The organism is Bacillus sp. J33, assembly GCF_000518885.1.
Taxonomy (GTDB): Bacteria; Bacillota; Bacilli; order Bacillales; family Cytobacillaceae; genus Cytobacillus.
The window spans coordinates 1-22,425 of the sequence record NZ_JAEL01000098.1; the positions used below are offsets into that span (position 1 = coordinate 1).

Annotated in this window: 21 protein-coding genes and 1 pseudogene; 3 read left to right on the forward strand and 19 right to left on the reverse strand. The window is 41.6% G+C overall.

The features are described from left to right. Nucleotides 1-333 precede the first annotated feature (333 nt). The 6 genes from yqfC to rpsU form a co-directional block, all read right to left on the reverse strand. On the reverse strand, nt 334-624 hold the full coding sequence (yqfC, locus tag L634_RS0122865) for a sporulation protein YqfC (RefSeq protein WP_026584456.1): 291 nt from the start codon (nt 622-624) through the stop codon (nt 334-336). Between the two features lie 65 nt (nt 625-689). Then, a complete protein-coding gene (locus L634_RS0122870; protein WP_026584457.1) occupies nt 690-1,160 on the reverse strand; it encodes a hypothetical protein in 471 nt (156 codons plus the stop codon). 34 nt (nt 1,161-1,194) lie between these two features. After that, a complete protein-coding gene (gene floA / locus L634_RS0122875) occupies nt 1,195-2,193 on the reverse strand; it encodes a flotillin-like protein FloA (protein WP_026584458.1) in 999 nt (332 codons plus the stop codon). A gap of 22 nt (nt 2,194-2,215) precedes the next feature. Next, nucleotides 2,216-3,547, reverse strand: a complete 1,332-nt coding sequence (locus L634_RS0122880) for an NfeD family protein (RefSeq protein ID WP_026584459.1) — start codon at nt 3,545-3,547, stop codon at nt 2,216-2,218. A 346-nt stretch (nt 3,548-3,893) separates the two neighbouring features. After that, a complete protein-coding gene (locus L634_RS0122885; protein ID WP_026584460.1) occupies nt 3,894-4,337 on the reverse strand; it encodes a GatB/YqeY domain-containing protein in 444 nt (147 codons plus the stop codon). A gap of 15 nt (nt 4,338-4,352) precedes the next feature. Next, nucleotides 4,353-4,526, reverse strand: coding sequence for a 30S ribosomal protein S21 (rpsU, locus tag L634_RS0122890; RefSeq protein WP_009333009.1), 174 nt, complete (start codon nt 4,524-4,526; stop codon nt 4,353-4,355). A gap of 290 nt (nt 4,527-4,816) precedes the next feature. Between rpsU and L634_RS0122895 the strand changes: the two genes are divergently transcribed. Beyond that, nucleotides 4,817-5,698, forward strand: coding sequence for a Na/Pi symporter (locus L634_RS0122895; protein WP_051428395.1), 882 nt, complete (start codon nt 4,817-4,819; stop codon nt 5,696-5,698). Nucleotides 5,699-5,880: 182 nt separating this feature from the next. On the opposite strand, the gene deoC is transcribed toward L634_RS0122895, so the two are convergent. From deoC to gpr, 13 genes are all read right to left on the reverse strand, one after another. Beyond that, a complete protein-coding gene (gene deoC, locus L634_RS0122900; RefSeq protein WP_026584462.1) occupies nt 5,881-6,552 on the reverse strand; it encodes a deoxyribose-phosphate aldolase in 672 nt (223 codons plus the stop codon). Between the two features lie 167 nt (nt 6,553-6,719). Beyond that, nucleotides 6,720-8,072 (reverse strand): tRNA (N(6)-L-threonylcarbamoyladenosine(37)-C(2))-methylthiotransferase MtaB, encoded by a 1,353-nt coding sequence (gene mtaB, locus L634_RS0122905; RefSeq protein ID WP_026584463.1) that lies wholly within the window; start codon nt 8,070-8,072, stop codon nt 6,720-6,722. Between the two features lie 6 nt (nt 8,073-8,078). After that, a complete protein-coding gene (locus L634_RS0122910; protein WP_026584464.1) occupies nt 8,079-8,828 on the reverse strand; it encodes a 16S rRNA (uracil(1498)-N(3))-methyltransferase in 750 nt (249 codons plus the stop codon). Nucleotides 8,829-9,197: 369 nt separating this feature from the next. Continuing rightward, nucleotides 9,198-10,136, reverse strand: a complete 939-nt coding sequence (gene prmA, locus L634_RS0122915) for a 50S ribosomal protein L11 methyltransferase (protein WP_026584465.1) — start codon at nt 10,134-10,136, stop codon at nt 9,198-9,200. Between the two features lie 20 nt (nt 10,137-10,156). Further along, complete coding sequence (gene dnaJ, locus L634_RS0122920; protein ID WP_026584466.1) at nt 10,157-11,275, reverse strand: molecular chaperone DnaJ; 1,119 nt, start codon at nt 11,273-11,275, stop codon at nt 10,157-10,159. Between the two features lie 328 nt (nt 11,276-11,603). Beyond that, entirely contained in the window at nt 11,604-13,430 is a 1,827-nt protein-coding gene (gene dnaK, locus L634_RS0122925; RefSeq protein WP_026584467.1) for a molecular chaperone DnaK, read from the reverse strand. A gap of 25 nt (nt 13,431-13,455) precedes the next feature. Further along, nucleotides 13,456-14,067 carry a nucleotide exchange factor GrpE gene (gene grpE, locus L634_RS0122930; RefSeq protein WP_026584468.1) on the reverse strand — a complete coding sequence of 204 codons (612 nt, stop codon included), beginning with the start codon at nt 14,065-14,067 and terminating at the stop codon, nt 13,456-13,458. A 238-nt stretch (nt 14,068-14,305) separates the two neighbouring features. After that, nucleotides 14,306-15,337 (reverse strand): heat-inducible transcriptional repressor HrcA, encoded by a 1,032-nt coding sequence (gene hrcA / locus L634_RS0122935; protein ID WP_026584469.1) that lies wholly within the window; start codon nt 15,335-15,337, stop codon nt 14,306-14,308. Nucleotides 15,338-15,461: 124 nt separating this feature from the next. Then, on the reverse strand, nt 15,462-16,595 hold the full coding sequence (hemW, locus tag L634_RS0122940; RefSeq protein ID WP_026584470.1) for a radical SAM family heme chaperone HemW: 1,134 nt from the start codon (nt 16,593-16,595) through the stop codon (nt 15,462-15,464). Nucleotides 16,596-16,693: 98 nt separating this feature from the next. Then, the gene (lepA, locus tag L634_RS0122945; protein WP_026584471.1) at nt 16,694-18,529 is read right to left on the reverse strand and encodes a translation elongation factor 4; all 1,836 of its coding nucleotides are present in this window, start codon (nt 18,527-18,529) and stop codon (nt 16,694-16,696) included. 196 nt (nt 18,530-18,725) lie between these two features. Next, on the reverse strand, nt 18,726-19,070 hold the full coding sequence (locus L634_RS0122950) for a YqxA family protein (RefSeq protein WP_026584472.1): 345 nt from the start codon (nt 19,068-19,070) through the stop codon (nt 18,726-18,728). Nucleotides 19,071-19,090: 20 nt separating this feature from the next. Beyond that, on the reverse strand, nt 19,091-20,296 hold the full coding sequence (spoIIP, locus tag L634_RS0122955) for a stage II sporulation protein P (RefSeq protein WP_026584473.1): 1,206 nt from the start codon (nt 20,294-20,296) through the stop codon (nt 19,091-19,093). Between the two features lie 163 nt (nt 20,297-20,459). Further along, complete coding sequence (gpr, locus tag L634_RS0122960) at nt 20,460-21,587, reverse strand: GPR endopeptidase (protein WP_026584474.1); 1,128 nt, start codon at nt 21,585-21,587, stop codon at nt 20,460-20,462. Nucleotides 21,588-21,856: 269 nt separating this feature from the next. Here gpr and rpsT point away from each other — a divergent pair, with 269 nt between their 5' ends. Both rpsT and L634_RS33575 read left to right on the forward strand, forming a co-directional pair. After that, nucleotides 21,857-22,123: a 30S ribosomal protein S20 gene (rpsT, locus tag L634_RS0122965; protein ID WP_026584475.1), complete on the forward strand. Its 267-nt coding sequence runs from the start codon at nt 21,857-21,859 to the stop codon at nt 22,121-22,123. Nucleotides 22,124-22,271: 148 nt separating this feature from the next. Continuing rightward, nucleotides 22,272-22,425, forward strand: a pseudogene (locus L634_RS33575) (IS5/IS1182 family transposase); the annotation flags it as partial.

A 22,425-nucleotide genomic window follows, 5' to 3' on the forward strand; every position in this document is an offset into this window, starting at 1 on the left:
AACAATGCCAGCACGTTGGACAAAGCTCATTGGATTAGCACAACAATGGATAGTAGAACAAAGACAAGCCTAACTTTTTGTTTAGCTGAGCCCTTAAGCTAATTCAGCAATCGGCGGAGCGAACTCTTGACAAACCGAACTTGCCAATGGTTTAAAATGGAAACAACCAAGGGCTTATTTGGTATGCCTTCTTTTGTTCCCTTCGCCCTTGTTAAACAATCCTCAAACCATTGGCGTGTTTGTCAAGAGCGATTGCGGCGCATCTCCATCCAGTAAATAGGAGAGAAACTAACCCTTTAGGTAGTTTTCATAAATCTTTTGACACTACCTTATTTAATCATTGTCTGAGATATACGTAACTGAATCTATTTTCCCTTCCAGCAATATTTCTTCCGGTAAAATTGTTTTTATTACAAATGCTTTCCCTTTAACCAACAGCTGCCCCTGTTTTAAAAGCAGCCTGAGTTCCTTTTCTGAAAAAGCGAGTAATCCCCTGTGGTTCTCAATATATATGTGGATTTGTCCAATCATTGTAATGCGGGGTAAATCCATCATGACATCTTGAGGAAGCTCCATGTTTTTAGTCATCCAGCTGCGGACGAATTGTCCCCATTTTTTTGCCATAAAAAAAGAACCCCCTTTCATCTCATATGTATGAAATGAACGAAGGTTCTAGCACTTATTTTTAATTACTTCCTGTTAATCGATCGATGGGGATTTTTTGCTCTTGGAGGCCCCAGGATTTCAGACCAGATTACACCGTCAATGAGAGCCTGCTTTGTTGGCTCAAGTTCGGCAGAGGCCTGTTTTTGGGGAGAAGGCACCTCCAGTGGATTGGAAGCTGTTTCCCTTACTGAATTCGCCTTTCTTTCAGCAGCTCTCCTTTTGTTCTGAAGAGCCCTCATACTTTCCTCAGCCTGCTGTTTCCGGCGCCTGTATTCTTCTTCTAACCTGCTTGCTCTCTCAGCTTGCCTCCGTTTTTCCTCCTCAAGAGCCGCTTCCACTGAAGCCTCAACAGGAGGTTTCTCTGAATGTGACTTTGATCTGTGCTTCGGGGTCTTTTGTTTTACAGGCGGCTCCTCTTTCTTCTTCTTAAAAAAGGAGGAAATAAACGCTAGTAATGCAATGAGAATAAATGGATTCTCCAATAGTATTTCCAAGAGAGTTTCCTCCCTTCTCCCATCAAGGGATCATTTAGTTGTTTTTGCGTCCGTCTTTGCGGTCTTCACTCATATTGCCGATTGAATCTCTCATTTCTGTATCTGCAGAGATATTTTGGATATTCATATAGTCCATTACACCAATATTGCCGGAACGAAGGGCTTCTGACATGGCCAGCGGCACTTGGGCTTCTGCTTCCACAACCTTCGCTCTCATTTCTTCTACGCGTGCTTTCATTTCCTGTTCCTGGGCTACCGCCATTGCACGTCTTTCTTCCGCTTTAGCCTGTGCGATCTTCTTATCGGCCTCAGCTTGCTCAGTCTGCAGTTCTGCTCCAATGTTTTTGCCGATATCCACATCCGCAATATCAATTGAAAGAATTTCAAAAGCAGTACCTGCATCCAATCCCTTGGAAAGCACAGTCTGTGAAATCATATCCGGGTTTTCCAAAACTTTTTTATGGTCATCTGATGAACCAATTGTTGATACGATCCCTTCACCGACACGTGCAACGATTGTTTCCTCACCAGCTCCCCCAACAAGGCGATCAATATTTGCACGTACAGTGATTCTTGCTTTAGCTTTAACCTCGATACCATCCATCGCTACACCAGCAATGAAGGGAGTTTCAATAACTTTCGGATTAACGCTCATCTGTACAGCTTCCAAAACATCACGACCTGCCAAGTCAATGGCTGCACTTCGTTCAAAACTTAAATCGATATTTGCACGGTGGGCTGCAATCAAGGCATTTACAACCCGGTCCACATTACCTCCAGCAAGATAATGGCTCTCTAGCTGGTTTGTTGAAACATCAAGCCCTGCTTTATGAGCCTTAATCAGCGGATTAATTACACGGCTTGGTATAACTCTGCGGAGCCTCATTCCAATCAAGGTGAAAATACTGACTCTTACTCCTGCTGCCAATGCTGAAATCCACAGCATGACCGGTACAAAGGTGAATAAGATCCCCAATAAAATGATTCCCAGTACAACGGCAACCAGGACAAATACTGTTCCTGCTTCTAGCATGTTTTTACCTCCTAATAAAATTTTATTTATCTAAATCAAGATTAGATATTTCCCTTACAACGATTCGGGAACCCTCAGCTTTAACAACTTTTACTTTAGCTCCCTTGGCAATATAGCCTCCCTCACTGACAACGTCAATCCGTTCATCCTTGAGGACTACTGTTCCTGCTGGCCGGAGGGCTGTTAAGGCATATCCTTCCTGCCCAATCAGTTCCAGTCTGCTTTTGTTTGAAATATAGCCTTTTTCTGTATTTGTGCTATCGGTTAAAATGATCTTTTTAAAGAATTTCATCTTTTTACCAAACACCTTTATCATTAAAATAGATGCCAAAACCGAAACTCCAATAGCGATTAAGATCGAGATTCCCATATGGACTACATTGTCTGTGGCCAAAAACAGGCTTCCCAGGATGGATGCTATTCCGGCGATGCCCGCAATGCCGCCAGGAAGGAAGAACTCAGCAATAATCAGGCCAATCCCTATAACAAATAGGATGAGTGTTTCATATCCTGCTAATCCGGCAACCATATGCCCGTAAAAGAAGAGCAGCAATGCTGATAAGCCCATAAACCCAGGGATTCCAAAGCCTGGTGAATAAAGTTCAAGCACCAGCCCCAGGCTTCCAATTGATAAAAGAATTGGTACCACAAGAGGATTTGTAATGAATCGTGCCAGCTTTTCTGCAAAGCTTTCATCAATGGTGCGTATTTCAGCATTCTCATATCCCAGCTTTTCCAATAGTTCAGCCCTCGAGTTTACGGTACCCTCCGAATACCCTACTTCTTCAGCTTGTTCAGCCGTTAGGGTGAGAAGCTTTCCCTTTGGTGCCCCCAGCTCAGGCAGATCGACGGATTCATCTGCCATGGCAAGTGCATAAATAGGATCCCGGCCGGTTTGCGTTGCAGCGCTCTTCATCGCGGCAAACCAATATGATTCCGCTTTCTTTCCTGCTGTATTGCCCTGCTGGTCTATGATAGCAGCCGAACCCATTGTAGAGCCAGGGACCATGTATATTTCATCCGTGTTCAATGATATATAGGCACCTGCAGACAAAGCCTGCTTGTTAACAAACGAAATCGTTTTTACATTTGTAGTAGTCAGGAGTTTGCCAATTTCGCCCGCTGCATCAACTGCTCCTCCAGGTGTATTTACTTCAAATATAATGGCAGAAGCATTTTCTTCCTCGGCAGTATGGACTGCCCTGCTCAAAAAAGCATAAAGCCCTTTCTCCACCGTTTCCTCAATAGGCGCTATATAGACAATTTCATTATCCGCATTTCCCTGAAAAGGAACAGCCATCAGCACAAAAGCAAGCAAAAATGAAAAAACAGCTATAACCCTTCTTGCAGTCATCTCTTTCCCCCTTCGAAGTAAATTAGAATAAATATATGTATGTATCTACGGTGCAACATTAAAAAAGTTTCATTTTTATTTGAAAAAGAAACGGTAATGTCATTTTAGTATAACCAGTTATTATACGTAAACATATGATGTTTTTGAAGAGAAGGATATATCCCGCAATTAGCGGGCAGCAGGACCCCCACTGATGGAAGTTTCACTTTATTAGCTCATTATCGAGCTGTCATGTAAATGTATAACCCCGTTTAAACAGGTAAAAAGCTCTTTTCACAAAACTTGTGCGAAAACAGCCAATAAAAAAGACCGTCAGCCAAAGCTTCCGGTCTTTTATTACATAGTTTTATGAAAGGTGTTGTTGTACAAGTTTATTTACTAGCGATCCGTCTGCTTTGCCTTTTACTTTAGGCATAATGGCAGCCATCACTTTACCCATATCAGCTTTTGAGGATGCACCAGTTTCTGCAACCGTTTCAGCAACGATTTTGGAAACCTCTTCTTCAGTGAGCTGTTTAGGCATATATAATTCGACATACTGAAGTTCAGTACGAATTTTTTCAACAAGATCTTCACGACCTGCTTTTTCAAATTCATGGAGGGAATCCTTGCGCTGTTTAACTTCGCGAGAAAGGACAGTTAGCTCCTGTTCTTCGTTAAGCTCTTCACCGAGCTTGATGGCTTCGTTTTGAAGCGAAGCTTTAATCATACGAATGACAGTAAGCTTTTCTTTTTCTTTATTCCTCATCGCTTGTTTCATATCTTCATTTAAACGCTCGAGAAGACTCATTACATACACCCTCTCTTACCACTTACGCTTTCTAGCAGCCTCAGACTTTTTCTTACGTTTAATACTAGGTTTTTCGTAGAATTCGCGCTTTCTAGCTTCCTGCAAAGTACCAGTTTTTGATACTGAACGTTTGAAGCGACGAAGAGCATCTTCAAGCGATTCGTTTTTACGAACGACGGTTTTAGACATTCTCTTTCCCTCCCTCCGAGCACAACACACTTACATCAACAACATGGTTTATTCCATGTACCTTGCAATTATAATATAACAGTTTATCAAGGTCAACAGTAATTAGCCTGCTCTCGTGTCTGTTTTTTGCTAATTGTGCTTTTTAATACCCTGCATGCGGACAGACTAAACAATTTTTTAGTCTTAGGCATGTCCTTGCATAATGTCCCATAGGAATAGATGTAGGGGGTGAGAGCTTGTTAATCCAGCTATTATTATTTTTGCTGCTTATCGGCTTATTTATTTATGGGATGACGCTATTAAGGTCAGGTTTATTTAACCTATCCGCCGACTCATTGAAAAATTGGCTGGCAGTGCTGACAAATACTCCCTGGAAAGGACTGCTTATAGGTACCTTTATTACAGCTGTCCTGCAAAGCAGTTCTGCCGTTATGATTATCACAATCGGAATGGTTTCGGCAGGAATGCTTACTTTTCCGCAAACCATAGGCATTATTTTAGGTACAAATATTGGTACAACTTTTACGACTGAACTAATTACTTTTAATATTGAGTCTTATATTATCCCGCTTGCTGTGGCCGGAAGCCTCCTGGCTGTCATGAAACGAAAAAGCCTTCGGAGCGCAGGACTGGCTTTACTTGGAATTTCTGCTGTATTTGCGGCAATGCGGGGATTTGAATTTATGGCTGGTTCCATTAAAGACAATGATCTGGTGAACGATATGCTTCTTACTCTTGATGGGAGCTATTTGTATGCTGTTTTTGCGGGTGTGATCATCACAGCGATTATTCAATCAAGCACAGCTACAACCGGCATCATTATGGGCTTCCTGACTGCTGGAGCAATGGATTTGGATACGGCTATTGCTATTATGCTTGGATCAAATATCGGAACATGTGTTGATGCTTATTTAGCTTCCATAGGATCAGGCAGGGAAGCAAAACTTTCGGCCTATGCCCATATTTGGCTTAATTGCTTAGGGGTTGCTGTTTTCTTTCCTTTCATTGGGCTGCTTTCCGAGCTTGGCCAAAACACAGCCAATCATCCTGACGTACAGCTTGCCCATATTAGCGTGCTGTTTAATGTTCTATCATCTTTATTAGTGCTGCCATTTGCCGGCCAATTTGGAAGGTTTATTATTAAGCTGCATGATAGGCAGCGTTTTTCTTAAAAAGCAAGTACAGTCCAGATTGTGCCCCATATCAGTAAAAAGCATGAGCTGGGAACAGATGCTTCTATTATAGCAAGAATATGAGAGAACATTCTGGGTTATCCGGCATTTCTAAAATTAGCGCTTTATACAATTTGCATATGGAAATTTGCAAAAAAAAATGCCGGGAATCCGGCATTTTTTTAGTAATCAGAATCGCTTGTCAAACCGTTGACAATAGCTGCACCTGAGCTTGCACCAATTCTTGTGGCACCTGCTTCAATCATTTTCTGGGCATCCTCGGCACTTCTTACTCCGCCTGAAGCTTTAACACCAATTTCAGGGCCCACTGTTTTTCTCATAAGGGCGATATCTTCAACTGTTGCTCCCCCAGTAGAGAAGCCAGTAGATGTTTTAACAAAATCAGCGCCTGCTTTAACTGAAAGCTCACAAGCTCTCACCTTTTCTTCTTCAGTTAGAAGGCAAGTTTCGATAATAACTTTAGTTAAGGCTTTTCCTTTGGCAGCATCAGCAACTGCACGGATATCCTTTTCAACAAGTTCATTGTCACCGTCTTTTAAAGCACCGATATTAATAACCATATCCACTTCAGTTGCACCATTTTCAATTGCGTTTTTTGTCTCGAACGCTTTTGTTTCAGGTGTAGAAGCACCCAATGGGAAGCCGATTACAGTACAAACTTTTACTTCAGTTCCTTTAAGCAATTCACTTGAAAGTTTTACCCAGGTTGGGTTTACACAAACAGATGCAAAATTATATTCTTTTGCCTCAGCGCAAATTTTTTCAATTTGATCTTTTGTCGTATCTGCTTTAAGTAATGTATGATCGATCATTCTTGCTACGTTATTTGTCATTTTTACTACTCCTTTAAAACAAGATGTCCGTACCTCTTACATAATACCATTGAAATCAAAAAATATCGAGCATTTTTGCAACCGTTTTCGAGAGTAGTTTTTCCCAAATGTCCTGATTTAATGAAGATTGAATCTAAAAAAAAGGAACTACCTAATAGGTAGTCCCTTTACACAGCTGCCTCTTCTGTTTCCTCCAATTCATCAAGCACCCGGACAAATTGGCCTTCATTATAAGGATAGCCAGCCTTTGTAATTTTCACTTTTACAATTTGGCCGATCATATCCTCTGTGGCAGGAAAAACAACCTTCAAATAATTATCAGTATATCCCACAAACAAATTGCTATCAGGACTATCCTTGAAGCTCTCTTCCGGGATTACTTCAAGAACTTCTCCTTCATACTGTGATGCATACTCTTTAGCAAGCTGATCTGATAACGCAATCAGGCGATGAACCCGCTCATTTTTAACTTCTTCATCAATCTGGTCATCCATTCTGGCTGCAGGTGTTCCTGTTCTCTTTGAATAAGGGAATACATGAAGCTCGGAGAATTTATGTTTCTTAATAAAGTTGTAAGTTTCCATAAACTCTTCCTCAGTTTCACCCGGGAAACCAACGATAACATCGGAAGTTACCGCCAAGCCCGGCAATGCTTCTTTCAAGCGCTCAAGACGCTCTGCAAAGAATTCCATTGTATATTTCCGGCGCATTCTCTTTAAAACTGTATTTGAACCCGATTGAAGAGGAATATGCAAATGTCTAACCACAACCTTGGATTTATCCATAACTTCAATGACTTCATCTGTAATTTGGCTTGCTTCAATAGAAGAAATTCTTAGGCGTTTCAGGCCTTTTACCTGTGCTTCCAAATCTCTAAGAAGAGCCGCAAGGTTATAATCCTTCATGTCCTCCCCATATCCGCCTGTATGGATTCCTGTGAGAACAATTTCTTTATAGCCAGCATCAACAAGCTGTTGAGCCTGACGGATTACCTCTTGAGGGTCACGTGATCTCATTAGGCCTCTAGCCCATGGAATAATACAGAAAGTGCAGAAGTTGTTGCAGCCTTCCTGAATCTTTAGTGAAGCGCGTGTCCTATCTGTAAAAGCTGGAACATCGAGCTCCTCATAAACACGGTTTTTCATGATATTTCCAACACCATTTATTGGCTGGCGTTCTTGTTTATACTGCTCTATATATTCAAGCATCTTCACTCGATCCTGGGTGCCAACTACGATATCTACCCCTGGGATCGCCATGATTTCGGCTGGAGATGTTTGGGCATAGCAGCCTGTTACACAAATAACTGCATCAGGATTCTTTCTGATTGCTCTTCTGATAACCTGTCTGCTTTTTTTATCTCCTGTGTTTGTAACAGTACAGGTGTTGATCACATATACATCTGAAACAGATTCAAAATCTGTACGTTCATAGCCAGCATCTTTAAACAACTGCCAAATAGCTTCGGTTTCGTAATGGTTGACTTTGCAACCTAGTGTATGAAATGCAACTGCAGGCATATTATTTCACCCCATTAATTCAAAATGATAAGAAACAGCTGAAAGTAGATATAACGGTGCTGTCTCTGTTCTTAATATCCTCGGGCCAAGTCCGCATGCAAGAAATCCCTGTTCCTTCAGCCAGGATACCTCTTGGTCTGTCAGCCCGCCTTCAGGACCAAAAAATATAATTAGCGAATCACCTTTTTTCATAGAAGACAATGTTTTGGAAAGGATCGAAGCTTCTCCTTGTTTTGCTTCCTCCTCAAAGGCAATTAATTTATGTGTATAATCCCCGCATATTTTCAGCAATGACTTTAAATCTAGCGGTCCGAGAACTTCAGGCACCCTGGTTCGATGCGACTGTTCGGCAGCCTCTTTGGCAATCTTGTGCCATCTGTCGACCTTCTTAGCAGCCTTTTTCGCATCCCATTTTACTATTGAACGAGCTGAAGTAAAAGGGATAAACTGGTGAGCGCCTAGCTCTGTCCCTTTTTGGATAATCCATTCGAGTTTATCCCCTTTAGGCAGTCCGCTCACGATTGTAATATCGACAGGAAGTTCTGAAGACCCTTCAATCCATTGTACAACTTCTGCCGCTACTTGTTCATCGGTAATTTCTGCAATAACGCATATAGCGCTCTTTCCATGAGGATCCACGCATATAATTTGGTCGCCCTCTCTCATGCGCATTACCTTAACAATATGATGAAAATCTTCATCCAAAATGGCAAAACGATTATTTATTGCTGAACTCTCTGTGAAATACCGCTGCACCTATTGTACCCTCTTTCCTAGACTTTCCGCTATTCTGCAACTATAAAAAGGGGGGTAAATTCATTACCCCCTTTTTATAAAAGCTCTGTTAAATTTGCCTGTTGCCAGCACGAGGCACTCAAGCGTTCAGCGGCCGGTCCTACCCTCCTCGGTGCATCCGCACCTGCGGGGTCTCCCGCTGACACGCTTCTCCGGAAGAACATTAAAATAAGCTTCGAATGAACACCGCACAAAGAAAGAGCGGTAGCATTTTCGAGGGATCAGCACCTTCCGCTTCAATCAACAGGATGCTAAATTCAACAATATGCTTTAATACAGCCTTTATAAAAAATGTTTTAAGCTTAAGCCTTTGATAACTCTGCCTGACGGCTACTTTCTTTTTCCAATAATAGCTACCCAGTCTTCCATTTGAATCGTTTCTTCAATGTCAAACCCAGCTGCAGCAATTGCATCCCTTACTTCCTGCTTTTTCTGCTGGATGATGCCGGAGGCGATAAAATACCCGCCTTCCTTTACTGCTGAAGCAACATCATCGGTAAATCGCAGAATCACCTCTGCCAGGATATTGGCAACTATAATATCAGCCTTTTCATCAATGCCATCCAGCAGGTTGTTTTGGGAGACGTCAACGATTTGCTGAACTTTATTGAGCTTAATATTTAACCTGGCAGAATTCACCGCAACCTCATCAAGGTCAAGTGCCTTTACTTTTTCAGCACCAAGCATTGCAGCAGCAATGCTTAAAACGCCTGAACCTGTCCCGACATCCACCACTGTGTCACCCTGTTTTACCGTTCTTTCAAGGGCCTGAATACACATCACTGTAGTCGGGTGAGTGCCGGTTCCGAATGCCATGCCTGGGTCCAGTTCTATAATAAGTTCGTCGCTGCTGACAGGATTGTACTCTTCCCATGTTGGAACAATTGTAAATCGTTCTGATATCTTCACTGGGTTATAGTATTTTTTCCAGGCTGTCGCCCATTCTTCCTCATTTACTTCACTGATGCTAACCTTATTGGCGCCAATATCAATATTGAATAGCATCAAATTATTTATGGCTTCTTTAATTTCATCAACTGTTTCGCCCAAGAAGCTATTCACTGGCAAATATGCTTTTACAACAACGCCTTCTTCCGGGTAATCCTGTGGATCGAGCTGGTAGATTTCGCCGAATTGGTCCTTTCTTTCTTTTACAAGTTCCAAAGGATCTTCAATAACCACTCCGCTTGCTCCGGCTTCATGCAAAATATTCGAAATCGGTTCAACAGCTTCATTTGTAGTATGAATACTGATTTCTGACCATTTCACTTCTACCAACTCCATTTCCTTTATTCACCTTTAAAGGCTCGTTTTACTTTTGAGAAAAAACTTTCTTCCTGTTCCCCTTGTGGGACTTTTCCGCTTACTTCAGCAAACTCGCTGAGAAGCTGCTTTTGCTTTTCTGTCAGCTTTGTCGGTGTAATGATACGAACGATTATGTGCTGATCTCCTGTGCCGTATCCCCTAACGTTCGGTACGCCTTTTCCTTTCAGGCGGAATTTTGTCCCTGTTTGTGTACCGGCTGGAACCTTCAGTTTCACCTTTCCGTGAAGAGTGGGAACTTCGATTTCATCACCAAGAGCTGCTTGCACGAATGTAATAGGCATTTCACAGTATACATCATCGCCATCGCGTTCAAAGAACTCATGCGAACGGACATGGAATACAACATAAAGGTCTCCAGATGGGCCTCCGTTCACACCCGGTTCCCCTTGGCCGGCTACACGGAGCTGCTGGCCATCATCAATGCCCGCTGGAATCTTGACATGTATTTTTCTGCGTTTTTGCACCTTGCCGGCGCCGCCGCATGTGGAGCACTTTTGCTTAATTTCTTTTCCTGTGCCATTACAGTAGTGACAAACTCTTCTATTAACAATTTTGCCAAATGGGGTATTTTGCTCCACATTTAGCTGGCCAGAACCATGGCAATGGCGGCATGTTTCCGGCTTTGTTCCAGGCTTTGCCCCGGATCCGTCACATGTTTCACAAGTTTCTTCACGAGGAATTTCAATATCAGTCTCTTTTCCAAAAACAGCTTCTTCAAAAGATAGGGACATAGTGTATTGCAAATCTGCCCCTTGCCTTGGTGCATTAGGGTCACGGCGGCGAGATCCTCCTCCGAAGAATGTGCTGAAGATGTCCTCAAATCCGCCAAACCCTTCAAAGCCGCCTCCTCCAAAGCCCTGATTAGGATCTGTGTGGCCAAATTGGTCATAATGAGCCCTTTTTTGATCATCGCTAAGCACTTCGTACGCTTCTTTTACTTCCTTGAATTTCTCGTCAGCATCAGGCTCTTTATTTATATCAGGATGATATTTTTTTGAAAGCTTTCGATAAGCTTTCTTGATTTCATCCTTGGATGCGCCTTTGCTAAGCCCAAGAACTTCATAGTAATCCCTTTTACTCATGATTACCACTCCCCGATTCATTTCACATAAAGGTTATTGTATCATTCTCTAATTATATTCCGCAACCGCTATTCACTCACATTGAATAGATTGGTGTATTTTGGCCATTTGCCGCTTCCCCAAAGAAAGGAGCCTTGTCCACTCATAGGGCAAGGGGCAAAATAAACCATTCTTTCATTCTTTGCGGAACATCTTCAAACAGAAATAAAAGCCAAAGCCAAGAAATACCTGACTTTGACTTTTGATTTGAAAAGAGCTGGAGCCTTGCTCAAGGATTATACCTTGGAGAAGGCACAGCAGCATGACAATTTATACGTTAAGAAATATATTATTTATCGTCTTTAACCTCTTCGAATTCAGCGTCAACTACATTGTCGTCACTATTGCCGGCAGTGCCTTCAGCACCTTGCCCTGCTTGTGCTTGCTGAGCTTGTTCATATAGCTTCATTGTTAACGCTTGGACTACCTCCTGAAGCGCATCTTTCTTAGCACGGATTTCATCCAAATCGTTCTTTTCAATGGCAGCTTTTAGAGCGTCCTTAGCTTCGTTGGCTTTCGTTACTTCAGCTTCATCCACTTTGCCTTCTAGATCTTTTAAAGTCTTTTCAGTAGTGAATACTAGCTGATCTGCTTCATTGCGAAGCTCAACCTCTTCTTTGCGCTTTTTATCTGCTTCAGCATTTTCTTCTGCTTCTCTTACCATTTTATCAATCTCTTCATCAGATAATCCTGTAGATGATTTGATTGTAATCGCCTGCTCTTTGTTAGTGCCCAAGTCTTTAGCACGTACGTTTACGATACCATTTTTGTCGATATCGAAAGATACTTCGATTTGCGGCACTCCGCGCGGAGCTGGAGGAATATCGCCAAGCTGGAAACGGCCTAAAGTTTTGTTATCTGCAGCCATTGGACGTTCCCCTTGAAGAACATGGATATCAACGGCTGATTGTTTATCAGCAGCAGTTGAGAATACTTGAGATTTTGAAGTCGGAATTGTTGTATTGCGTTCAATTAGCTTCGTGAACACTCCACCCATTGTTTCAATTCCAAGTGATAATGGAGTTACGTCTAATAGAACAACATCCTTCACATCGCCAGTAATCACACCGCCCTGAATTGCTGCACCCATTGCTACAACTTCATCAGGATTAACACCTTTGTGAGGATCCTTTCCTGTTTCTTTCTTGATCGCTTCCTGTACAGCAGGGATACGGGTTGAACCACCGACAAGAATAACTTTATCGATATCTGAAGGAGTCAAGCCAGCATCTTTTAACGCCTGGCGTGTAGGTCCCATTGTGCGTTCTACAAGATCAGCGGACAGCTCTTCAAACTTAGCTCTTGATAGAGTTACTTCAAGGTGTAATGGACCAGCTTCCCCAGCAGTGATGAAAGGAAGGGAAATTTGTGTGGAAGTTACACCTGAAAGATCTTTTTTCGCTTTTTCTGCTGCATCTTTTAAACGCTGAAGTGCCATTTTATCTTTTGAAAGATCAATTCCATTTTCTTTTTTGAACTGCTCAACTAAGTAGTCAATAATTACCTGGTCAAAGTCATCTCCGCCAAGACGGTTGTCTCCGGCAGTAGATTTTACTTCGAAAACGCCATCTCCAAGTTCAAGAATTGATACGTCAAAAGTACCGCCGCCAAGGTCATAAACAAGGATTGTCTGGTCTTCATCCATTTTATCAAGGCCATATGCCAAGGCTGCAGCCGTTGGTTCGTTAATAATACGTTCTACTTCAAGGCCTGCGATTTTACCTGCATCCTTTGTAGCCTGGCGCTCAGCATCATTAAAGTAAGCAGGAACAGTGATAACAGCTTTTGTTACCTTATCGCCAAGATAGTCTTCTGCATAAGATTTTAAATATTGAAGGATAATAGCAGAAACCTCTTGAGGTGAATATTCTTTACCTTCGATTTCAGTTTTATAATCTGTTCCCATATGGCGTTTAATGGAAATGATTGTGTTCGGGTTTGTAATGGATTGGCGTTTTGCCACTTCACCAACCTGGCGTTCACCGTTTTTAAACGCAACAACTGAAGGAGTTGTACGGTTGCCCTCAGGATTTGGAATTACTTTTGGTTCGCCGCCTTCAAGAACAGCGACACATGAGTTTGTTGTACCTAAATCGATTCCGATAATTTTGCTCATGTACTTTACCTCCCCAAATATGTAGTTATTGATTTACTTTAACCATTGCTGGACGAATGACTCTGTCCTTAAGCTTGTAGCCTTTTTGGAACTCTTCGACTACAACATTGGATTCAAAATTCTCATCCTCCACCTGCATAACAGCTTGGTGCAAATGCGGATCGAATTCCTTTCCAACAGCTTCGATCTGTTCTGCACCTTCTTTTTTGATAGCCTCCAGCAAGCTTCGATAAACCATTTCCATTCCTTGAAGGATGGATTTCGCCTGTTCATTTTCAGCTTCCATCTGAAGAGCTCTTTCAAAGTTGTCAATCGCAGGCAACAGGTCAGAGATTAAACTTTGCGCTCTATATTTTTCAGACGCTTCAAGGTCAAGCCTTGCACGGCGCCGGGAATTTTCAAAATCAGCCTGAAGGCGGTAAATGCGATTTTCCGCTTCTTCCAGCTTGCCTTCCAGCTCAGCAATTCTTTCATTCGCTGCTGTTAGCTCGACATTGGCATTTTCCTCATCCGCGCTTGCTTTTGCTTCTTCCGCCTCTGCAAACACTTCTTCTATAGAAGCTTCATTTTCAGCTCCTTCAGGTTCGTTGGTTTGTTCATTTAAATCTTGATATAGCGTTTCTTTCTCTTCTGCCAACTTGTTCACCTCCCTTAAAGAATGGACGATTCTGTGAGATTTCTGCACTATTAGAAATAGTGCAGGCACCTTTCCATTGCAGGACAAGCTAAGTACGCCACATACAGTGGCAGCATCCCGGATGACCCGCACCCTCCCAAAAGCTGCATCAGCGTTCCTGGTGAAGCAATACAATTCTTCTAAAAACACAAGTAAAGGGATGGAAAGACAATTCCACCCTTAATCAATATTTCCACCATCAGCCGTTTTGATACAGCTTCGATAAAACAGCGGATAAGTCCGCACTGATATAGTCCAGCAAGCTAATGACTCTTGAATACTCCATTCTTGTAGGCCCTAGAATGGCAATTGTACCCAGCTGCTCGGTACCGATCGAGTAGCTTGCAGTAATCAGGCTGCAGTTTTCCATTGCAGTATTCTTGTTCTCCCTGCCGATTCTGATATTGATCCCGGCTTTATCTTTGCGTATTAAATCATATATGCCCTCTTCCTGCTCGATCATATTCATAAGGTTTTTAACCTTTTCAATATCATGAAACTCCGGCTGGCTTAGCATATTCGTTTTACCGCCAAAGAATAGCTTTTCATAGGATGGTATCTTAATGGTATCAGCAATTGAATTCAGCATAAAGTCATAATTATTGATATGCTGCCTTAAGAGAACGGCAACCTCTTTGTATAGCTTATTATTCAGGCTTTCAATCGGAGCACCAGACAGCCGGTCATTGAGAATGTTAACCACTTTTTCCAAATCTCCGGCATCAATGCTTTCCGGCAGGTGGAACATCCTGTTTTCCACATGGCCTGTATCTGTAATAATAATAGCTACTGCTGTTTCTTTATTCAAAGGCACAATCTGAATTTTCTTCAGCTTGTTCTCCCTTACTGCAGGCCCAAGGACAATTGATGTATAATTCGTCAGCTCAGACAGAATTTTTGCCGATTTTTGAACAATTTTTTCCAGTTCATAAATTCTTTCCGCAAAGATTGATTTTACTTTGTGGATATCATGCTGATTTAATTTTTGCGGGGATAAAAGGTGATCCACATAGTAGCGGTACCCTTTTTCAGAAGGAATCCTCCCCGATGAGGTGTGTGTTTTTTCAATAAACCCAAGTTCCTCTAAATCTGCCATCTCATTTCTGATCGTTGCGGAACTAAAAGAAATTTCATCTTTTTTTGACAAGGTTCTCGAACCGACAGGCTGTGCAGTTTGAATAAAATCATCAACAATCACTTGAAAAATTAATAATTGACGATCTGTTAACACAGTTATCACCTCTGTTAGCACTCTTAATTCGCGAGTGCTAATTCTATTTAATAAATTATCAAATCAAGCATACAGTGTCAATAATTTGGCTTTCATTTTTCAGCCTGCAATTTACCCTGGGTAATTACCCTATAAAGGACTGAAATACCTCGTTCCCAAGAAAAAGTCCTTGTCTGGTCAACCTGATATGATCTTCTGCAACAGCAATTAATCCTTTCTCTTCCAGCTGTGCAATTTGAATTTCAAACATTTTTAGAGGGTCATTGCCAAATTTCTGTTTAAAGCGACTGATGGAGACTCCAGCTGTTTTTCTCAGTCCAAGAAACATCTCCTCTTCCATCTGTTCTTCAATTGAAACTTTATGCTCCTCCAGAATAGGAAGCTTACCGCCTGCGATGGGTTCCATATATTTCTTGAGCGGCCCATGGTTCGATCGGCGAAGGCCATTTACATATCCATGAGCGCCTGCGCCAATCCCGAAATACCATTCATTATCCCAATAGGTGATATTATGGCGGCTCTCAAAACCCGGTTTAGCAAAGTTGCTTATTTCGTATTGCTTAAAACCATTTTTGTCCATTTGTTCCATTAACAAACCATACATTTCAGCTTCCGCATCTTCTCCTGGTGTTGGCAATTTGCCTTTTCTCATTAGGTTGTAAAACACAGTTTTAGGTTCAATAATCAGCGAGTAACCGGAATAATGTTCGATATCAAGAGTAAATGATGTTTCGAGCGTTTCTCTAAAATCTTTTAATGTCTGGCCTGGAAGGCTGTAGATCAGATCTATGCTAATGTTATTAAAGCCAATTTTCTTGGCTGCCTCGATAGAATGAAAAACATCTTTGGCTCTGTGAACTCTTCCAATCCTCTTTAGCAGATCATCATTGAAGGTCTGTACGCCAAAACTAAGCCGGTTGACTCCTGCATCATATAAAATTTTTAGCTTTTCCTCAGAAAGATCTCCTGGGTTCGCTTCAAAGGTATATTCAGTCGAACCATTATATGGAAGCTGTTTTCTAATAATGGCGCAAAGCTTCTCAAGCTGCTTTTCATTAAGTGCAGTTGGCGTGCCCCCTCCAATAAAAATGGAATTTAATTGCCTTGCTGGTGTTTCCAGCAGGGCAAGTTCCATTTCCTTTTCAAGAGAATCGAGGTATTCATCAACGGGCTGGCCCTTTAGAAATACTTTATTAAAATCACAATAATGGCATATATGCTCACAAAATGGGATGTGTATATAAGCGGCTTTTATCATTTATTTCACTACCTTTGTCATAAGCATCATAAAATAAAGAGGCTAGTGATGCTATTATTATGACAGCATAACTAACCTCTTTAAACAAAGCAACTATATTACTTTTTAGAGTTATTGTCATCCATTTTCAAAACAGCCATGAAGGCTTCTTGCGGAACTTCAACAGAACCAACCTGCTTCATCCGCTTTTTACCTTCTTTCTGCTTTTCCAAAAGCTTACGCTTACGGGAGATGTCTCCGCCGTAACATTTCGCCAATACATTTTTGCGGATGGCTTTAATTGTTGAGCGGGCTACAATTTTTTGGCCGATGGCAGCCTGGACAGGAACCTCAAACTGCTGGCGCGGAATTAGCTCTTTCAGCTTTTCAACGATAACCTTCCCTCTTTCATAAGCAAAATCCTTATGAACAATAAAGCTTAATGCGTCAACTTTTTCCCCATTTAACAGAATGTCCATCTTAACAAGCTTTGATGGTTTGTATCCAATCAATTCATAGTCAAATGAAGCATATCCTTTTGTATTGGACTTAAGCTGGTCAAAGAAATCATATACAATTTCAGACAAAGGAATTTCATATATAATATTAACCCTAGTTTCATCCATGTATTGCATATCAATAAATATGCCGCGTTTTTCCTGGCAAAGTTCCATAATGGCCCCTACATAGTCATTTGGTGCCATCATTGTAGCTTTGACATATGGTTCTTCCACTCGATCAATCTTCTGCGGGTCAGGCATATTAGATGGATTATCTACTTTGATTTCTGTGCCATCTGTCAAGATGACATCATAGATAACACTTGGTGCTGTTGTAATCAAATCAATTTTGAATTCCCGCTCAATACGCTCCTGGATGATTTCCATGTGGAGCAATCCAAGGAATCCGCAGCGGAATCCAAAACCGAGCGCCTGGGAAGTTTCAGGTTCAAATTGAAGTGCTGAGTCATTAAGTTCCAGCTTTTCAAGCGCTTCCCGCAAATCATTAAACTTGGCACTATCAATTGGATACAAACCGCAATAAACCATCGGATTTAATCTTCGATAACCAGGAAGGGCTTCGGATGCCCCGTTTTTCGCATTTGTGATGGTGTCACCGACACGAGTATCGCCGACATTTTTAATTGCTGCGGTCAGAAAGCCTACGTCTCCAACCGATAGCTCTGGCATCGGAGTGGATTTTGGTGTAAACACACCTACCTCCGTTACTTCAAACTCCTTGCCAGTCGCCATCATTTTAATTTTATCGCCAACTTTAACCGTTCCATCTACGACTCGAATATAAGCTACTACACCGCGATAGGCATCGTAGAGGGAATCAAAAATCAGCGCCTTTAAAGGAGCGTCCGGATCCCCGGCAGGTGCAGGCACCTTTTCAACGACCTGTTCCAGGATTTCTTCAATACCGATTCCCGCTTTTGCCGAAGCAAGCACCGCTTCAGAAGCATCAAGGCCAATTACCTCTTCTATTTCATTGCGGACACGCTCAGGATCGGCACTTGGAAGGTCAATTTTGTTGATAATCGGCAGAATTTCCAGATCGTTATCCAAAGCCAGGTAAACATTCGCCAGGGTTTGCGCCTCGATCCCCTGAGCAGCATCAACTACAAGGATTGCTCCTTCACAGGCTGCCAAACTGCGGGATACCTCATAAGTAAAATCGACGTGGCCCGGAGTATCAATTAAATGGAAGGTATAGATTTCTCCATCTTTGGCTTTATATTTTAACTGGACGGAGTTTAGTTTGATCGTGATGCCGCGTTCTCTTTCCAGGTCCATTGAATCAAGGAGCTGGTCCTTCATTTCACGGGCTGTCAGCGCATTAGTTTTTTCAAGGATACGGTCAGCCAATGTCGATTTCCCATGGTCAATATGGGCGATAATCGAAAAATTCCTTATTTTCTCTTGCCTTTTTAGTCTCTCTTCTCTGTTCATTGTTTCAACTCCTACTATATAAGAAAAGCGCAAGACGCCTAAAATAAGGGCGCCTGGAGCCAAGTGTTAATCGATTTTCAGTTAGTCCTCTTAGTTTATACACTATTTTTGATTATAGCAGTACGTTTATGAAGATTCAATGCTAAGCTGAATGGCCGCTTTTAGTGCAAAAAAATAAGGCTGCCCTAAAGCAGCTCTATTTTCCGGCTATTAATTCTGTAATGAAAGCGATCGCTTTTTCTGTTAGCTCTGACAGTCCTTCCGAGATGCTTTTCCCTAAAGACGAAAAGAAGTTATAAGCTTTCATTTCTTCAAGCTTTTCCTTCTTCTGCTGAAGATCATGGCTTGATACATCATTGCCCAGTACGGATGCCTGAAGATCCCCTCCCTCGGTTTCGCTTATTGTTAGCGCACTCTTAAAATCGCCATCAGAATAGCCCTTCATCTTATGAATACCCTCGTTTGCCTGCTGCATCCCAAACAGGACGGATACAAACATAATGGCTGCAAGAAAAATCGCTTTTATCATAAACATCTTCATTACCGAATCACACCCACATATTATTTCTTTTCCGAATCCCCGCTTGCCGGTGAAGTTACTTCTTCAGCCTGCCAATAATATTCACTGAACACTTCCGCCAGGGCTTCAGCTGATCGATTGAGTTCTTCAAAGGTATTATCAACTCCGCCAAATTCTATCAGAATCGCATTTTCAGAGAGATCCTGATTAAATTTTCCATTCGTTCTTTTTCCCTGAAGCTGAATAATCCCTCTGCTCAAGCCCTTATATTTTTCCTCAAGCCTATTATGCAGCTCATTGGCAAACTTTAAATTTTTTTCGTAGTTTTGGTGCTCTGCACCAATAACAAATGCAACCTTAGCATATTGCTTTCCGTTAATTTCCTTTGTAGTATCAGCTTTTCTGCGTGAGTCCCTGTGAATATCAATGAAGTATGTCAAATCCCGGTCAGCAGATGCAGCTGCCTGAACAACTTCCCTTGAGGCCTCATAGGATTGAGCATAGCTCCAGCCTTTTTTATTTAATGCTTCCTGAATATCTGTTTTATCCACAGTTGTCCCGATTCCTCTGCTTTCAAGCTCTTCTTTGAGCTTGTCCCCTATTTTGGTTACGTTGATTTGAGAATGGCTGGCAGCATTTGGATCTGTTACTCCTTTTAAATAGGGAAGGAATGATTCCCGGTTATGGCTGAAATAAACATAAACTGCATTTTTATCACCAGTAGTCATAGGCGGTTTAGCAGACTGATTGTTATCTTCAGATGCCTCAAGTCCTTCGGTGTTTTGGAGAGCTGCTTCCTGCTCAGCTTTCAACACCTCCAAAGGCGGTGATGACTCTACTGGCATATTTGTATAATCCGTTCCCTCACCTGCAACCAAAATTTTGCTATCATAGATAGAGAAATATGGAAGCTCTCTTCCTAATAAACTTCTTGGATCATTCAGGTTAATATTGGTTGATAGCTTAAAAACCAAATTGGCAAATCTGGGTGGCGGGCTGCTTTCAGGCACCCCCTGGAGAAATGAGTGGTTTTCCCACCCAAGGAAATGGTAAAGCATTTCTCCAGTTAAATTATTCGCAGCTGTATTGACAGAATCGGAGCTTATTCTGTACTCCGGTTTCAATGAAGTTATAGCACCGCTTATTGAAAAAATCATAAATAGAAAAAGCAAAAATCCGCCAATGGCCTTTAACAGGGTTGTCCCCTGAATAGTTACAACGATTCCATTCGTCTTCAAAGGTTTCATTGTTCCACCTCTCTTTGCAAGTCTAGTAAATGTTATGTCTTTGCTAGAGAAGATAGAACCTAATATTTTTTATATTATGTTACCTGGCAGTAATCTCCCCGCTTCAAGGAAAAAACGGCGAAAGCGGGGGATGGGGGAAACCCCAACTAATTGAAATTTCAATTTACCTTGTATAAAAACCGGCATTATCCTGGTTGACTTGTTGGTGAAGTGCTGCATTTAAGCCATTTGCAATTAAATTGGACATATCCTCTATAAATACATCCACTTCCTTCGGTGTCACCATTAGATTATGGCCAAGAGGGGACAGAACTTCATAGATCAGCCTGCGCTTTTCCTCTTCAGGCAGAGTTCCAATCATGCCTAAAAACGTTTTTCGGTGATGCTCTTCAGGCAAATCTTCCTCCGAAAGCTTTCTTTTTTCACCAAAGGTCATTCCAGCCGGCGCAAGGGAACGTGACGGCCTGTCTCCTTCCCTCATTTCCTTTCCGAAATGCTTTAAAATAAAATCGATCGTGTCGCTCGTTATCGAAACAGCGTCCACTACAGTAGGAATTCCAATTGCGATAACCGGAATACCTAATGTTTCTTTGCTGATTTCTTTCCTTTTATTACCTACTCCCGAACCTGGATGAATTCCTGTATCCGAAATTTGGATGGTAGAATTGACCCTTTCGATTGAACGGGATGCAAGCGCATCGATTGCAATAACAAAATCAGGCTTCGTTTTTTCAACAATGCCATAAATAATATCGCTTGTTTCAATGCCGGTTAATCCCATAACACCAGGAGAAATAGCGCTTACAGGGCGATAGCCTTCTTCTACGCTTTCAGGCTGAAGCTGATAAAGGTGCCTTGTAATCAAAAGGTTCTCACAAACTTGCGGTCCAAGTGCATCAGGGGTTACATTCCAATTCCCAAGACCGACAATTAGGCATGATGCATTCTCTTGTATTCCTAATTGTTTTATGAAATGGGAAAACTCTCTCGCAAAAACCGATTCCACTTTCTGCTGCAATTCAGTATCCTGCTGGCGGATGCCTGTCACTTCAATGGTCAGATAGTTACCTTGCTTTTTCCCTAATGCTTCTGCACCTTCTTTTGTTACTTCAACAAAAGAAATTTTTATATCATTTTCTTTTTTCTCCTTTATAATAACGCCCTCGATCTGTGAAAGGTTTTCCTGAGCGTGAACGTTGTCTTTCTGCCTGTCAGCTATTACCATTTCCCTTGCCTCAATGGCAAGGTCCGTTCGGACCGAATATTTGCTTAAATCTATTGATTCCTTCAAGTTAATCCCTCGCATTCACTTCTTTTTTGGTTATATGGAAAACAGCCCATAATATACTAGAATTCGGATATGTTCTATCTTTGCCTTATTAGGGCAAAAACATGCATAAGAAGTTTTAACTTCATAACTGAAACAAGATCAGCAATTTTAAATACTGAGTATTGCATTATGCCCGTGTGTTTGATAGAATATCACTTGTTCTTAATTATTGTTAATGAATGTGAATGTCGAGTTATAGAATCTCGATGCTTTTTCAGGAGGTGAATGGAATGCCAAACATTAAATCTGCTATTAAGCGTGTTAAAACTAGCGAAGCTCGCAATGCTCATAACGCTACAATCAAATCTTCAATGCGTACAGCTGTAAAGAAAGTTGATGCTGCAATCGTTAACAACGATGCTGCTGCTGCAACTGAATCTTTCGCTGATGCTGCTCGTAAACTAGACAAAGCTGCTGCAAAAGGTCTAATCCACAAAAATGCTGCTGCTCGCAAAAAGTCTCGTTTAATGAAAAAAATGAACTCTTTAAACGCGTAATGTTTAGAGATAACGGCTATCTTAAAGGATAGCCTCAGGCTGTCGAGAAACTATCGACAGCCTTTATTTTAATAGTTAACTTTAATTATTCACCGNGTTAATATGTTATAATTAACCCATTAAATCCTATAGATTGTGGTGAATTTACATGTTTAAACCCAAAGAATCTTCGCAAAATGAAATTGAATTTGTGTCTATTGATGAACTTGTTCCTTCGGACCACCTTCTGCGAAAAATAGATCAGTACATAGATTTTTCAACCATTTTAGATAAGGTTCGCCCATATTATAGTGAGGACAACG

Bases quoted from the DNA above. Each gene is read 5' to 3' on its own strand.
- yqfC (WP_026584456.1), bottom strand. From the start codon at position 624: ATGGCAAAAAAATGGGGACAATTCGTCCGCAGCTGGATGACTAAAAAC.
- floA (WP_026584458.1), bottom strand. From the start codon at position 2,193: ATGCTAGAAGCAGGAACAGTATTTGTCCTGGTTGCCGTTGTACTGGGA.
- L634_RS0122880 (WP_026584459.1), bottom strand. From the start codon at position 3,547: ATGACTGCAAGAAGGGTTATAGCTGTTTTTTCATTTTTGCTTGCTTTT.
- L634_RS0122885 (WP_026584460.1), bottom strand. From the start codon at position 4,337: ATGAGTCTTCTCGAGCGTTTAAATGAAGATATGAAACAAGCGATGAGG.
- rpsU (WP_009333009.1), bottom strand. From the start codon at position 4,526: ATGTCTAAAACCGTCGTTCGTAAAAACGAATCGCTTGAAGATGCTCTT.
- L634_RS0122895 (WP_051428395.1), top strand. From the start codon at position 4,817: ATGACGCTATTAAGGTCAGGTTTATTTAACCTATCCGCCGACTCATTG.
- deoC (WP_026584462.1), bottom strand. From the start codon at position 6,552: ATGACAAATAACGTAGCAAGAATGATCGATCATACATTACTTAAAGCA.
- mtaB (WP_026584463.1), bottom strand. From the start codon at position 8,072: ATGCCTGCAGTTGCATTTCATACACTAGGTTGCAAAGTCAACCATTAC.
- dnaJ (WP_026584466.1), bottom strand. From the start codon at position 11,275: ATGAGTAAAAGGGATTACTATGAAGTTCTTGGGCTTAGCAAAGGCGCA.
- dnaK (WP_026584467.1), bottom strand. From the start codon at position 13,430: ATGAGCAAAATTATCGGAATCGATTTAGGTACAACAAACTCATGTGTC.
- hemW (WP_026584470.1), bottom strand. From the start codon at position 16,595: ATGATAAAAGCCGCTTATATACACATCCCATTTTGTGAGCATATATGC.
- lepA (WP_026584471.1), bottom strand. From the start codon at position 18,529: ATGAACAGAGAAGAGAGACTAAAAAGGCAAGAGAAAATAAGGAATTTT.
- L634_RS0122950 (WP_026584472.1), bottom strand. From the start codon at position 19,070: ATGAAGATGTTTATGATAAAAGCGATTTTTCTTGCAGCCATTATGTTT.
- spoIIP (WP_026584473.1), bottom strand. From the start codon at position 20,296: ATGAAACCTTTGAAGACGAATGGAATCGTTGTAACTATTCAGGGGACA.
- rpsT (WP_026584475.1), top strand. From the start codon at position 21,857: ATGCCAAACATTAAATCTGCTATTAAGCGTGTTAAAACTAGCGAAGCT.